The sequence below is a fragment of the Actinosynnema sp. CS-041913 genome, assembly GCF_050942485.1.
Taxonomy (GTDB): Bacteria; Actinomycetota; Actinomycetes; order Mycobacteriales; family Pseudonocardiaceae; genus Actinosynnema.
Genome location: NZ_CP192037.1, coordinates 3,190,585 through 3,203,458, shown reverse-complemented (window position 1 = coordinate 3,203,458; position 12,874 = coordinate 3,190,585). Strand labels below are relative to the sequence as shown.

Sequence of the window (12,874 nt, the reverse complement as noted above, 5' to 3'; positions counted from 1 at the left end):
CCGGTGGAGTCGGGGACCGGTCCCGGCACCGCGCCCCTACGGTGACCGCCATGTTCCGGAAGATGGGCCGCCGCGCCCTGGTCGGTGTAGTGGTGGTGGTGCTGGCACTGGGCGGTCTCGGCGCCTGGCTGCTGTGGCCCGCCCCGACCCTGGACGCCGCGGATGTCGATGCGGCGCTGCCGACCGTGCGCGACCTGCCCGGGTTCGTCGCGCACGACGGGCTCACCGGTTCCCTGTCGGTGCCGTCCTCCAACAAGGACGGGCGGTCCGTGCTGACCGGCGCCGCCTTGGACGAGCAGTGCCGGAAGTGGCGTGCGGAAGGCGACGGCTGGGCCTGCGAGCACGTGCACGGGGTGGGCATGGTCGTGCTCGAACTGTCGGAGAACGTGTTCTTCCGGGTGCTGTCCAACGTCCTGGCCTACGACGACGAGGAAGCGGCTGAAGCCGCCTGGAACGGGCTCGTGACCGACACCCGTGACCGCATCAACGATGCGGGCATCCCGAACCTCAAGGAGGGCTCGCCCGGGTTGGGCGACGCGAGCCTGTCCTTCGAAGTGCCCGGTGCCACGTCCATGGCGGTCCGGGTCGGCACGGTGGTCGTGGCCTCCACCGTCTGGGACGGCAGTGACCAGGTCAGCGAGACGGAAGAGCGCGACATGGTCCGGAAGTGGCCGGCATTGCAGATCTCGAAGATCGAGCAGCTCGTGAGCTGACCAGCGGTGTCGCCTACCCGGACAGGGCCACGGGGCGTAACACCTGACCGGGTAGGCCGATAGAGCGACGGAACAGTCGCTCGACGGAGGGCGTGCTCGATGACGGTCGGTCCCGGTCCGGTCGAATCGGCGGTCGAGTGCGCACGCAAGCTGTCGGCGGGTCCGCCGCCCTCGGGCAGCGCGGCCGAGGCGCTCGACCGCCTGCTGGCCTCGAACGGGTCGACGGCGCAGGCGTTGGAGCGGCTGCGGACCGACCCCGCCGACCTCGACCCGCTCCGAGCCGCCCTCCAGGACGCCTTGCGGGACAACGACTTCGCCGCCGCGCTGGTCGTGGTGGTCGAACGGGTGCGGTTCGAGGAGGCGGTGACCGCGCCGCTGCCGGTGATCCGGCAGAGCGCGCACATCAGCGGGACGGTCACCGGTCGGGCGACCATCAACCAGGCCGGGCGGGACGTCGTCCACGCGGGCCACATCGGCGACAGGATCCAGCACATCCACCGCACCAGGAACGGCCGGATCGGCTTGGCCGCGGTCGGTGTGGTGGTCGTCGCGGTGGTGGCCGCGTTCCTCGTGACGCCGGACGACGAGGCCCCGGCGAACGTGGCCGACCGGTCCACCACGGCCACGACGACGACGGCGAGCACGGTCACGACCACCAGGCCGGCCGTGCCGTCCGGTGCGGCGCTGTACGCCGGGAAGGACGACGTCCTGGTCGAGTCGAACGGCCGGGTCGTCGTCGTGTCGGACCGCGGCACCGGGTACGACGGCGCGTTGACCACCATCGACATCGCCACGGGCGAGGTGGTCGGGCAGGTGGCGCTGCCGTCGTCGCGGCAGGCGTCGCTGCGCTGCAAGTACACCGTGGTCAAGGGAGAACGCGACCTGGTGGTGTCGTTCGAGCAGTCGGTCACGGCGGCCAAGGGCACGGCGCCGACGGTCGACAGCCGCACTCTGGTGGCCCGCGACGCGCGGACCGGGCGGGAGGTGTGGCGCACCGAGCCCCGGACGAAGTCACCCGCCGGGCAGACCGCGGACGAGTCCTACACCGCGTGCGGTGGCGAGATCCCGCCCAAGGCCCTCACCGCCGACGGCCGCTTCGCGTGGATCGCGTTCTTCCCGAACGACGACCCGTTCGCGGTGGACCTCACGACCGGCCGGATGCGCCCCCAGCCAGGCCGGGTCGTGGTGGGCAACCACATCGGCGTGCCCGGCCCGCCGTCGACCACCGTCTACGGCAGCCCCGAGTTCATGGACCTGGTCGATCCCGCCGACGGCGCCGTCGACGGCCGGGTGGCGGACCCGCAGCTCGCCGGGTCCGTCGAAGCGGGGTTCGTGCTGGTGACGTCGGACGGGAAGGCCGTGGTGCACGGTTCCCCGACCGGGACGGCGCTGCGCGACCTGCCGGGCCAGGCGGTCCGCTGGGAACAGGCGCGACTCGACAAGCCGCTGGTGGGGGACGTGCCGACCGGCACGCTGGTGCACGGCTGGCCGGCGATGACCGGCAGGAAGCTGGACACCGGGGCCGAGGTGTGGAACGTCGCCGCCTACAACTACTACTGCGGAACCCAGGCCGGCCGGATCTACCTCATCGCCAACGGCCAGTTCGCGGTGCTCGACCTCGCCACCGGCCGCCAACTGGGCTACGACGCGGCGCTGGACGAGTGCCCGCGCGTGCTGCCGGGGGTCATGGAGGTCGGCGGCAAGGTGACCAAGCTGTAGCCGCCCCGGCCCGGTGGGTGATCAGCCGGCATCCTGCGCGGTCGACTCGACTCCGCTGATCCGGCCGTCGCGGAAGGCTTCGACGAACAGGCGGTGGTCGGCGCGGGTGCGGTCGGCGTAGCGCAGGGCGAAGTCCACCATGTCGTCGGCGAACTCCGCCTCCCGGTGGCCGATCACGGCGGCGATCGCCTCTTCGCTCTGGAAGTCGACCAGGGTCTGCTCGGAGTCCGAGTCGGACACGCAGTGCATCTTCGCCGTCGCCCGGCCCAGGTACTCCAGCACCGGCAGCATGTCCGCGGGTTCGGTCAGGTCCGTCCAGTCCATGTCCGTCTCGTACGGGGACAGTTCGGCCACCACGTACCCGACGCCGTCGATCCGGGTGTGCCCGAGCCACGGGTCGGCGTGGGCCTGCAACGCGCGCTGGGACACGGCCGTGCGGTGCCCGTGGTCGGTGAAGTAGTCCCGGATGCGGTCGTCGTGCACGATCCGGCTGGGCGCGGCCACGTTCGCCTGCTTCATGGACAGCACGACGTCGTTCTCCAACGCCTGGGTACGGCCCTCCACCAGCACGTTGTACGCGGACAACCCGGCCGACCCGATACCGAAACCGCTGCGCCCCACGACATCCTTGACCGCGTAGCTCAGACTGCTGGTCGCCCGCTTCCCACTGGGAATGGTGTCCAGGTAGACCTCGAACGCCCGCTCGGCCACCGCCCGCTCCGCCGCGCCCAACTCCCGCGTGCCCGGCCGGTCCCGGCGGAACCGGCGCTCGTAGTCCACGACCACGGTCTTCTCGTCCAGCAGCCCGACCCGCGTGGCCAGCCGGGCGCGAAGGAGGACTTGGCGCACCACGCCTTCCGTGCTGTCCAGCCTCAGCCCGAACAACTCGTCACCGGGCCGTTCCGCGAACGACCGCACCTGGCGGACGTAGGCGGCCACGTAGGTGCGCACCAGGTCGGCGATGGTGTGGTCGGGCAGCGCCTTGCGCCAGCCCAACAACGCCATGCTGGCCGCGAACCGCCGCACGTCCCAGGTGAACGCCCCGAGGTAGGCCTCGTCGAAGTCGTTGACGTCGAACACCAACATGCCCTTGGCGTCCATGTAGGTGCCGAAGTTCTCCGCGTGCAGGTCCCCCTGTATCCACACCCGACCGGTCCGGTCGTCGGCCCACCGATCGGGCTCCTCGGCCATGTCCGCGTAGAACAGGCACGCGCTGCCCCGGTAGAACGCGAACGGCTCGGCCGCCATCTTGCGGAACTTGTGCCGGAACGCGACGGGGTCGGCCGACATCAGTGCCGAGAACGCGCCCTCCAGCACGGCCACGATCCGGTCGCCGCGATCAGTCACCACGGTGCTGCCCTGCGGAGCGGTACCTGGCGAGAGCCCGGTCGGTCAGCGCACGGGACGCGCCGAGGTAGCCGGCCGGGTCGCAGAGGGCACGCCAGCGTTCCACGTCATCGGACAGCAGGTCGGCCAACACCTCGGGCAGTCGGGCGGGTTGGTCGGCGGTCGTCCGGGTGGCTTCGGTCAGGATCTTCTTCGCCTCCGCCTTGCCCAGCAACGGGGTGAGGACGGCGGTCAGGCGTTCCGACACGATCGCGCCGCCGGTCAGGTTCAGGTTGGCCAGCATCCGGTCCGGGCGGACGGTCAGGCCTTCGGTCAGGTCGGCCGCGTTGCGGGCCGCGCCGGCAGCCAGCCGCAGGCACTCGCGCAGCGGTTGCCACTCGGCGTGCCAGCCGCCGGCGGAGCGTTCGTCGGGCACCACCATGGACTGGTGCAGCACGGAGACCAGCGCGGGGACCTGCCGGGCCGCGGTCAGGATCGCCGCTGTGTAGACCGGGTTGCGCTTCTGGGGCATCGCCGAGGACCCGCCGCGGCCCGGTGCGGACGGCTCGGTCAGTTCGCCGATCTCCGTGCGGGACAGGACTTCCACGTCCGACGCCAGTTTGCCGAGGGTGCCGGTGACCAGGGCCAGCAGGCCGCCGGTCTCGGCGATCGGCGCGCGGAAGCCGTGCCAGGGCAGCGGCGGAGCGGCCAGGCCCAGTCCGGCCGCGAAGGGCGCGACGAGGTCCAGGGCGTCGTCGGTGAACTCCTGGTACGCGGCCAAGGTGCCCGCCGCCCCGCCCAGCGACACCGGCAGGACGTGTCCGCGCAGGCGGTCCAGGCAGTCGAGCACCGCGTTCAGCCAGCCCGCCGCCTTGAGGCCGAACGTCATCGGCACCGCGTGCTGGGTCAACGTGCGACCGGCCATCAGCGTGTCGCGGTGCGTCTCGGCCAAGCCGGCCAGCGCGGACGCGACCCGCAGCAGGTCGTCGCGCACCCGGTCCAGCACGGTCCGGCAGATCAGCATGGTGGCGGTGTCGAGGATGTCCTGACTGGTGCTGCCCCGGTGCACGTACTCGGCGGCCCGCGGGTCGTCCGACGCCACCAGCGCCGTCAACTGGCCGACGAAGCCTACGGTCGGGTTGCCGGTCGCCCGCACCCCGGCCACCAGCCCCGCCCAGTCGAACCGGTCCGGGTCGACGGCGGCGATCGCCTCCGCCACCTCGGGCGGGACCATGCCGATGTCCGCCTGGGCGCGGGCCAGCGCCGCCTCCACGCTGATCATCGCGGTGAGCCACGCGCGGTCGTCCAGCAGGGTGTCCACGTCGGTGTCCGCCCAGCCGGGCGAGAGCAGGCCGCTGTCTCCGAACATGTGGCCGAGGATGGTCGACCCGGACGCCGTCCGCACGCCGGGGGCGCCTCGACCCGTGCCGCGGTCGGCCCGCTGCTCGCCGGACAAGGGTCAGCCCACCTTCTGCTGGGCGTCGATCGCCCAGCCGTCGCCGGCCTGGACCAGCGTGTAGACGTTCCGCTCCTGCTCGATGGTGGAGCCGTCGTCGGCACGGACGTAGGTCACCGTCGCGGTCACCTGGTTGCCGTTCTCCTGGATGTCCGAAAGCTGCGCGGCCTTGTTGCTCCAGAACTGCCGGTACCCCGCCGGCGTCAGGCCGCGGCCGGACTTGAACCGGTCGGTGAGCCGGGCGAAGCCGGCCTCGGTGTTGCCCGGCAGCAGGGCGTAGTAGTCCCTCAGCGCTTGACCCGGGCCCACCGGCTGGGGCGCGGCGGACGGCGTGGTGGGCTGGGCGGCGGAAGTCGTCGGCTGCTGCTCGGTGGTGGTCCGCGGCGGTTCGGTCCGCGGCGGCTCGGTCGGCGTGACCTCGCCGGTCGGCTCGACGGTCGCGGTGTCCGAAGGTGTGCCGGTGTCGGACGCCTGGCCGCCCGGCGACTGGCCGTTGTCCCGGTTGAGCAGGAGCACCAGTGCCACGGCCAGCAACGCCACGACACCGACCGCGATCAACGCCGGCCGGCGCTTCTTCTCGGGTGAGTCCGAGGTCGGCTCGTCGGGCGGCAGGTGGACCGGCGGGCTGCCGGCGGGCGGGGTGCGCGGCAGCGGGGTGGCGGCGGGCACCGTGGGAGCCGGCGGGGTCGCGGCGGGCACCGTGGGGGCTTGCGGGCCGGCGGAGCCTTGGACAGGCGCAGGGGCGACCGGGGCCTCGACAGGCGGGGCGTCGACCCGGGTCGGAGCATCGGTCGGAGCCGAGGCATCCACTGGCGGCGGTGCATCCGCTGGGGCCGGGACATCGGCCGGGGCCGAGGCATCCGCCGAAGCCGGGGCATCCGCGGAAGCCGAGGAATCCGCCGGGGCCCGGGGATCGGCCGGAGCCGGCGGGTCGACCGGCGGGGCGACGATACGGGTCGCGGCGGCGACCGGCAGGGCCGAGGCGAGCACCGTGGGCGGGTCGGCGGAGTCCTCGGTCAGCATCCGGACGGCTTCCGCCATGCTCGGCCGGGTGTCCGGGTCCGGGTCGAGCAGGCGGGTCAGCACGGGTGCCAGCGAGCCCGCGTTCTCCGGCGGCGCGTACTTGCCCTCCGCCGCCCGGTGCAGCAACACGATCGGGTTACCGTCCAGCCCGAACGGGGGCGTGCCCTCCAGCGCCGTGTACAGCGTCGCGCCGACCCCGAACACGTCGGCCGGAAAGCCCATCTCCCCGCCCCGCGCGACCTCCGGCGCGAGGTACGCCGGTGTCCCGACAAGCAGTCCGGACCCGGTGAGCGTGCCCTCCCCCGCCACCCGCGACGTGCCGAAGTCGGTGACCTTCACCGTGCCGAACTCGGTGACGAGCACGTTGCCCGGCTTGACGTCCCGGTGCACGACACCGGCTTCGTGCGCGGACGCCAGGCCCGCCGCGAGCTGTCTGCCGATCCGCCGGACCTCGTCGACCGGCAGCGTGCCCTGATCGGCGAGGATGGACGCCAGGCTGCGCGACGGCAGGTACTCCATCACCAGCCACGGCCGGCCCTCGTCCTCCACCACGTCGTAGAGCGCGATGACGTTCGCGTGCTGGAGCCGGGCGGCGATCCGGCCCTCGCGCACCGCGCGCCGGGCGGAGTCGGCGTCGAAACCGTTGCGGGTCAACAACTCCTTGACGGCAACGATCCGCCGCAGCCGGTTGTCCTCGGCGCGCCAGACCACGCCCATGCCACCCGCGCCGATCCGGGCCGTGAGCCGGTACCGGCCCGCGATGGTGCGCTCCTCCACCACTGCTCCACTCCCCCACCGCGCACGTCGAGTACCCGAAAGACCCGATCCAGCGACCTTCGAACGTGTGTACCCGCCTACGATGCCGGCCAACCGCCACCTCGTCGGCGAGCGCCGGGCGGTGTGTCGCGCCCGCCGACCGCCCGCACCGGCCGGAAACCCTCCCGGGATAACGCCCGACACCCATTTCCCAATTGAGCGTGGTTAGCCTTACCTAAATGCGCTCGTGTTGCGACCATGGAATACCGGTGGCAATCTTTGAAACGCCCGAACCCGCCGATCGAGGAGAGCGGCTATGACCACCACGGAAATGCCCGCCGTCAGTGAGTGCACCGTGACCGGCTGTGGTTACAACCACGACGGCTGCCACGCGTTCGCGATCACCGTCAGCGGCGCCAACGGGGCCGCTGACTGCGGCACCTTCATCCCCTTGGCTCGCAAGGGCGGCCTGCCCAAGGTAATCGCACAGGTGGGCGCGTGCTCGCGCACCGACTGCCGGTACAACTCCGAACTCGAATGCACGGCGTCCGACGTGCGGGTCGGACCGGGCACCGGCGACCACGCCGCGAACTGCCTGACCTACAACCCCGCCTGAACGATCTTTTCCGATAGCGGATCGCGGGGGCTCGACGGCCCTCGCGATTTCGTGAATGGGCTTACCGGAGCGCGGCGGATTTCGCCGTGAGGGCACGCGCCTGCCGGTGGTGGCGTTCGGCGTCAGCCGGACGGCCCAGCGCGGCGGCGAGGTCGCCGAGGTACCGCGCGACGGGTCCGAGGGTGAGCAGGCCGCTGCCCGCGCCGGCCAGTTCGCCGGACGCCGGCAGCAGGTCGTCGTAGACCTCCCGCATCAGGTCGTGGTCGGCCACCCCGATGGCGACGGTCGCGGTGAGGCACGTCCTGGCTTCGTACAACAGGTCTCGCGGCGATTCCCGCACGGCGGCACGGGCCTCGCCGTGCCGCCCGGCGGCGAGCAGGCGCAGCGCGTCCGCCCAGGGCCGGTACGGGCCCCAGTCGTCCTCGCCGGGAACGCCGCCGGCCTGGATGTCCAGGCACAGCAGGGCGAACGGCAGGATGCCCGCCTCCAGACCGGGCATCCCGGCGCCGCCGAGCCGGGCGGCGGCGGTGCGGTAGGCGGCACGCGCCTCGGCGTCCCGGCCGGCCACGGCCGGCCGCAGCGCGGCGTACCACTCGGTGAACACGCCGACCAGCGGCAGTTCGTGGCGTTCGGCGACGCGGTCGACGATCGCGGCATGCTCGTCGGCGACGGCGAACTCGGCCAGGGCGGAATGCGCCTGGACGAGGATCAGGTGGGCGAGCACCTCGAACACCACCAGCCGGTGCCGGGTGGCCACGGCCAGCAGGTCCCGCCCAATGGCGGCGCGCCGCGGCGCGAGGCCCGCGCGTTCGAAGGACTGCATGAACCGGCCGTTGAGGGCGAACGCCAGCAGCGCCGGGTCGTCCAGCCGGCGCGCGATCGCCTCCGCCTCCCGTGCCGCTGCCCGACCCCGTTCGCCCGCGGTGCCGCGCATCTCCAGCGCCAGCGTGCCCAGCAGTCGGCTCCGTGCGGCGAGGTGGTCGGGGCCGAGCGCGGCCAGCGTGCGTTCGGTGACCTCCACCAGGTGGTCGGACATCCGCTGGTCGTCGTTGCCGGTCCAGATCGCGGGCACGTCGAACGACCCGATCACCGCCGCGGTCAGCTCGGGGTCGCCCAGCTCCTCGGCGGCGGTCAGGGCTTCGGCGCGGTGACGGCGGGCGGCGGCGAGTTCGCCCGTGACGGCCAGCGCACGCACCATGCCCATGACGGAACGGAGCCGGGTCCGCACGTCGTCCGATCCCGAACGGTCGTGGGCGGTGATCGCGTCCCGCCACAGCCGCGCCGCCTCGTGCGGGGCGAACCGCTGTTCGGCGCGTTCGGCCGCCGCACGGGCGTAGTAGGCGGCACGGGCGGCCGTCGCACGGCTTTCCGCGCGCAGGAAGTGGTGCGCGAGCGCGTCCACGTCGTCGGGTCTGGCGCGTTCGAGCGCTTCCGCGACGGCGGCGTGCCACCGTGACCGGCGCGCGTGGGGAATGTCGGCGTACAGGGTGTCCCGCACGAGGTCGTGCGCGAACCGCACCTCGTCCGGGCCGCGTTCGGTCACGAAGCCCATCAGTTGGGCGGATTCCACCGCGTCCAGCACCGCGTCCTCGTCGCCGGACAGCGCGATCAGCAGGTCGAGGTCGACTTCGCGGCCGATGACGGCGGCCCGGCGCAGGATCAGCCGGGCCGGCTCGGGCAGCTTCGCGACGCGGCGGCGGATGACGTCCCGGACGCCCTCGGGGACGCCGGACAGCGCCCCGACGCCTTCGTCGTCCAGCAGCCGCGCCAGCTCCCGCACGTAGAACGGGTTTCCGCCGCTGCGCCGGTGGATCACCCGCGCGGTGGTGTCGTCCACGTCCCGGTACGCGGTCGCGCGGACCAGCCGCGCCACGGCCGGCCCGTCCAGGCCGCCGAGGTAGACCCGGCTCGGTTCGGCGCGGGCGAAGCGGGCCAGCGCCTCGCCCAGCCCGGCGGAGATCTCCGTCGCCCGGTACGTGCCGACGACCAGGACCGGCGCGGCGATCGGGTCGGCGACGAGGGACGCCAGCAGGGTCAACGTCTCGTCACCCGCCCAGTGCAGGTCGTCGACCACCAGCAGCACCGGGCCGTCACCGGCCATGGCGGAAAGCCGGGCGGCCACCGCCCGCCGCCGCCCGGACGGCGCGGGATCGTCCGGCACGGCGTCGGGCAGCAACCGGACGCCGTCGTGCTCCTGGTTGCGGCTCCACAGCGTGGTCCAGCCCTGCTCGGCCAGCCGCCGCGCCACGACCTCCGCCAGCGAGGTCTTGCCCGCCCCGGCGTCGCCGGAGACCAGCGCCAGTCCCAGCCGTCCGCGCCGGACGACGTCCGCCGCCGCGTCCGCCAGCTTGGCCACCTCCGCCGCCCGACCGACGAACGGGCGGTCCGCCACGACCTGCGGCACGGGCGTCCGCGCCGGCTCGCGGCCCGACAGGTGCGGGGCCTGGTCGAGGATGTCGGCCTCCAGGTGGCGCAGCTCCGGACCGGGGTCGACGCCCAGCTCGTCGGCCAGCGCCCGCCGCGCGCGGCGCAGGGCCGACAGCGCGTCGGCCTGCCGTCCCGACCGGTAGAGGGCGAGGGCGAGCAGTCGCCAGGCGTTCTCCCGCCACGGCAGACCCGAGACGTGGGCTTCCAGGTCGGCCGCGGCCTCGGCGGGCCGGTCGAGCGCCAGCACCGCCTCCGCCCGGCGTTCCACGGCCAGCAGGCGCAGCTCGTCCAGTCGGGCGACCTCGCCCCGCGCCCAGCGCTCGTCGGCGAACTCCGAGTACGCCGGTCCCCGCCACTCCCCCAGCGCGAGGTCGAGGGTCGTCAGCGCGACCTCGGCGTCACCCGCCGCGAGCAGGTCACGGGCAGCGTCGACGGCCGACTCGAACCGCACGGCGTCCACCGCGTGCCCGGCGTGCAACGCGTACCCCGGCGCGGCCGTGACCAGCAGCTTGGACGGCGTCCGGGGCGGCCGGTCGGGTTCCAGGGCGCGGCGCAGCGTGAACACGAAGCTCTGGATCGCGCCGACCGCGCCGTCCGGCGGCACCTCCCAGAGGTCGTCGACCAGCCAGGACACCGGCACGACCCGCCCCTTGGCGACCAGCAGCCGCGCCAGCACGGCCCGGTGCCGGGGCCCCTTGAGATCGATCGGCCCACGATCGCCCTCGGCCACCAGCGGACCGAGCACCCCGAAGACCACCGTCACTCCTTCAGCCTAACGCCCAGGTCACCGCCGGTCTCAGCGAACGCTGACCGGTTGCTGATCGGGCGTCGGCAGGCTCGTCGGCACAGCACTCGAAAGGAGCACCAGTGACCATCACCGGATTCGACTACCAACGCGTCACCGTGGCCGAGGGGGTGCGGCTGAACGTCGCCGTCGGCGGCTCCGGCAGCCCGGTCGTGCTGCTGCACGGCTTCCCGCAGACGCACCTGATGTGGCGGCACGTGGCCGCCGACCTGGCCGCCGACCACACCGTGATCTGCCCCGACCTGCGCGGCTACGGCGACAGCGACAAGCCCGCCGACGGCCCCTACGACAAGCGCACCATGGCGGCGGACACGGTGGCCGTCGCCCGCGCGTTCGGCTTCGACCGCTTCGCCCTGGCCGGCCACGACCGGGGTGCGCTGGTCGCGATCAGGGCCGGCTTGGACCACCCGGACAAGATCACCCACCTGGCGTCCCTGGACGTGTTGCCGACGTTGGACATGTGGGACGTCATGCGCGGCCGTTCGGCGGCCGTGGGCTTCCACCTGTACCTGATGGCGCAGGCCCCCGACCTGCCGGAAAAGCTGATCGGCGCCGCGCCGGACGCGTTCTTCGGCCACTTCCTGGACACCTGGACCCGCGACCCGGACGCCATCCCGGCCGACATCCGCGCCGCCTACCTGGCCGCGTCCCGCGCGGCGGTCCCCTCGATCGTGGCCGACTACCGGGCTTCGGCGTCCGTGGACGTGGCGCACGACGAGGCGGACCGCAGTGCGGGCAACCGGCTGCGGATGCCGGTGACCGTGCTGCAACAGGACTGGGGCTCGGCGCTCGGCTTCGACGCCGCGGGTTTGTGGCGGGCGTGGACGGACGACCTGGTGCACAACACCGTGACGTGCGGTCACTTCATGGCCGAGGAGGCGCCGGCCGACGTGGTGAAGGCGCTGCGGGACCTGCTGGCCAGGTAGTCGTGCCGGGACCGCCCGGGCCTCGATCGGCACCGCGCCCGTGCTCCGAATCGAGGCCCCGGGCGGCCCTCGACCAGGTCCGCCGAGGCGAGCAACGGCCGGAATTGGCTGGAATGCCACATCCCGACGGGTTCTCGCCAAGGCCTCCACGCCTACCGTGTCGTCATGCACACCGTGGCCGTCCTCGCCCTGGACCAGGTCATCCCGTTCGACCTGGCCACGCCCATCGAGGTGTTCACCCGCACCCGCCTGCCCGACGGCCCCGCCTACCGGGTCGTGGTCTGCGGGACCACGCCCACGGTCGACGCCGGCGCGTTCACGCTCTCCCCCGAGTGCGGGCTGGAGGGGCTGGCCGACGCCGACACGATCATCCTGCCGGGCTGCGCCGACGCCACCGCGCCCATCCCGGGGGACGTGCTCGCCGCCCTCCGACGTGCCGCCGCCCGGGGCGCGCGGATCGCCTCGATCTGCTCCGGCGCGTTCGTCCTCGCCGCCACCGGGCTGCTCGACGGGCTCCGGGCGACCACCCACTGGGCCGCCGCGCCCGCGCTCGCCGCACGGCACCCCGAGATCGACGTCGATCCGGACGTCCTCTACGTGGACAACGGCCTGCTGCTCACCAGCGCGGGCGCGGCGGCGGGGCTGGACCTGTGCCTGCACCTGATCCGCCGCGACCACGGCTCGGCCGCCGCCGCCCACGCCGCGCGGCTGTCCGTCATGCCGCTCGAACGCGAAGGCGGCCAAGCCCAGTTCATCGTGCACGACCAGCCGCCCACGCCCAGCGGCTCCGCGCTGGAACCCGTGCTGCGCTGGCTGGACGACAACGCCGAGCGCGACCTCACGCTGGAGGACATCGCCGCCCGGGCGGGCATGAGCACCCGCACGCTCAACCGCCGGTTCCGCGAGCAGACCGGCACCACGCCGCGGCAGTGGCTGCTGCGCGCCCGCGTCCGCCGGGCGCAACACCTGCTGGAAGCCACCTCGCACCCGGTCGAACGGATCGCGAGCCAGGTCGGGTTCGGCTCCCCCACCGCCTTCCGCGACCGCTTCAAGCGCGTGGTCGGCACCAGCCCCCACGCCTATCGGGCCGCGTTCCGGCGATGACGG

The 12,874-nt window shown here is 73.4% G+C and carries 9 protein-coding genes; 5 read left to right on the top strand and 4 right to left on the bottom strand.

The annotated features are described in order from the left end of the window. Positions 1–50 precede the first annotated feature (50 nt). Together ACQPZF_RS15385 and ACQPZF_RS15380 are read left to right on the top strand one after the other, a co-directional pair. Positions 51–713 carry a hypothetical protein gene (locus ACQPZF_RS15385; RefSeq protein WP_433272107.1) on the top strand — a complete coding sequence of 221 codons (663 nt, stop codon included), beginning with the start codon at positions 51–53 and terminating at the stop codon, positions 711–713. A 99-nt stretch (positions 714–812) separates the two neighbouring features. Then, positions 813–2,432: a hypothetical protein gene (locus ACQPZF_RS15380; RefSeq protein ID WP_433272105.1), complete on the top strand. Its 1,620-nt coding sequence runs from the start codon at positions 813–815 to the stop codon at positions 2,430–2,432. A gap of 21 nt (positions 2,433–2,453) precedes the next feature. On the opposite strand, the gene ACQPZF_RS15375 is transcribed toward ACQPZF_RS15380, so the two are convergent. The 3 genes from ACQPZF_RS15375 to ACQPZF_RS15365 form a co-directional block, all read right to left on the bottom strand. Beyond that, positions 2,454–3,722, bottom strand: a complete 1,269-nt coding sequence (locus tag ACQPZF_RS15375; RefSeq protein WP_433274571.1) for a DUF2252 domain-containing protein — start codon at positions 3,720–3,722, stop codon at positions 2,454–2,456. 49 nt (positions 3,723–3,771) lie between these two features. Continuing rightward, positions 3,772–5,127 carry a 3-carboxy-cis,cis-muconate cycloisomerase gene (gene pcaB / locus ACQPZF_RS15370; RefSeq protein WP_433272104.1) on the bottom strand — a complete coding sequence of 452 codons (1,356 nt, stop codon included), beginning with the start codon at positions 5,125–5,127 and terminating at the stop codon, positions 3,772–3,774. 90 nt (positions 5,128–5,217) lie between these two features. Beyond that, positions 5,218–7,014: a protein kinase domain-containing protein gene (locus ACQPZF_RS15365; RefSeq protein ID WP_433272103.1), complete on the bottom strand. Its 1,797-nt coding sequence runs from the start codon at positions 7,012–7,014 to the stop codon at positions 5,218–5,220. 295 nt (positions 7,015–7,309) lie between these two features. On the opposite strand from ACQPZF_RS15365, the gene ACQPZF_RS15360 reads away from it, so the two are divergent. Beyond that, a complete protein-coding gene (locus tag ACQPZF_RS15360; RefSeq protein WP_433272102.1) occupies positions 7,310–7,609 on the top strand; it encodes a DUF1540 domain-containing protein in 300 nt (99 codons plus the stop codon). Positions 7,610–7,670: 61 nt separating this feature from the next. On the opposite strand, the gene ACQPZF_RS15355 is transcribed toward ACQPZF_RS15360, so the two are convergent. After that, positions 7,671–10,799, bottom strand: coding sequence for a BTAD domain-containing putative transcriptional regulator (locus ACQPZF_RS15355; RefSeq protein ID WP_433272101.1), 3,129 nt, complete (start codon positions 10,797–10,799; stop codon positions 7,671–7,673). Between the two features lie 104 nt (positions 10,800–10,903). Between ACQPZF_RS15355 and ACQPZF_RS15350 the strand changes: the two genes are divergently transcribed. Both ACQPZF_RS15350 and ACQPZF_RS15345 read left to right on the top strand, forming a co-directional pair. Next, a complete protein-coding gene (locus tag ACQPZF_RS15350) occupies positions 10,904–11,767 on the top strand; it encodes an alpha/beta fold hydrolase (protein ID WP_433272100.1) in 864 nt (287 codons plus the stop codon). A 165-nt stretch (positions 11,768–11,932) separates the two neighbouring features. Next, positions 11,933–12,871 carry a GlxA family transcriptional regulator gene (locus tag ACQPZF_RS15345; protein WP_433272099.1) on the top strand — a complete coding sequence of 313 codons (939 nt, stop codon included), beginning with the start codon at positions 11,933–11,935 and terminating at the stop codon, positions 12,869–12,871. The last annotated feature ends 3 nt before the right edge of the window (positions 12,872–12,874 follow it).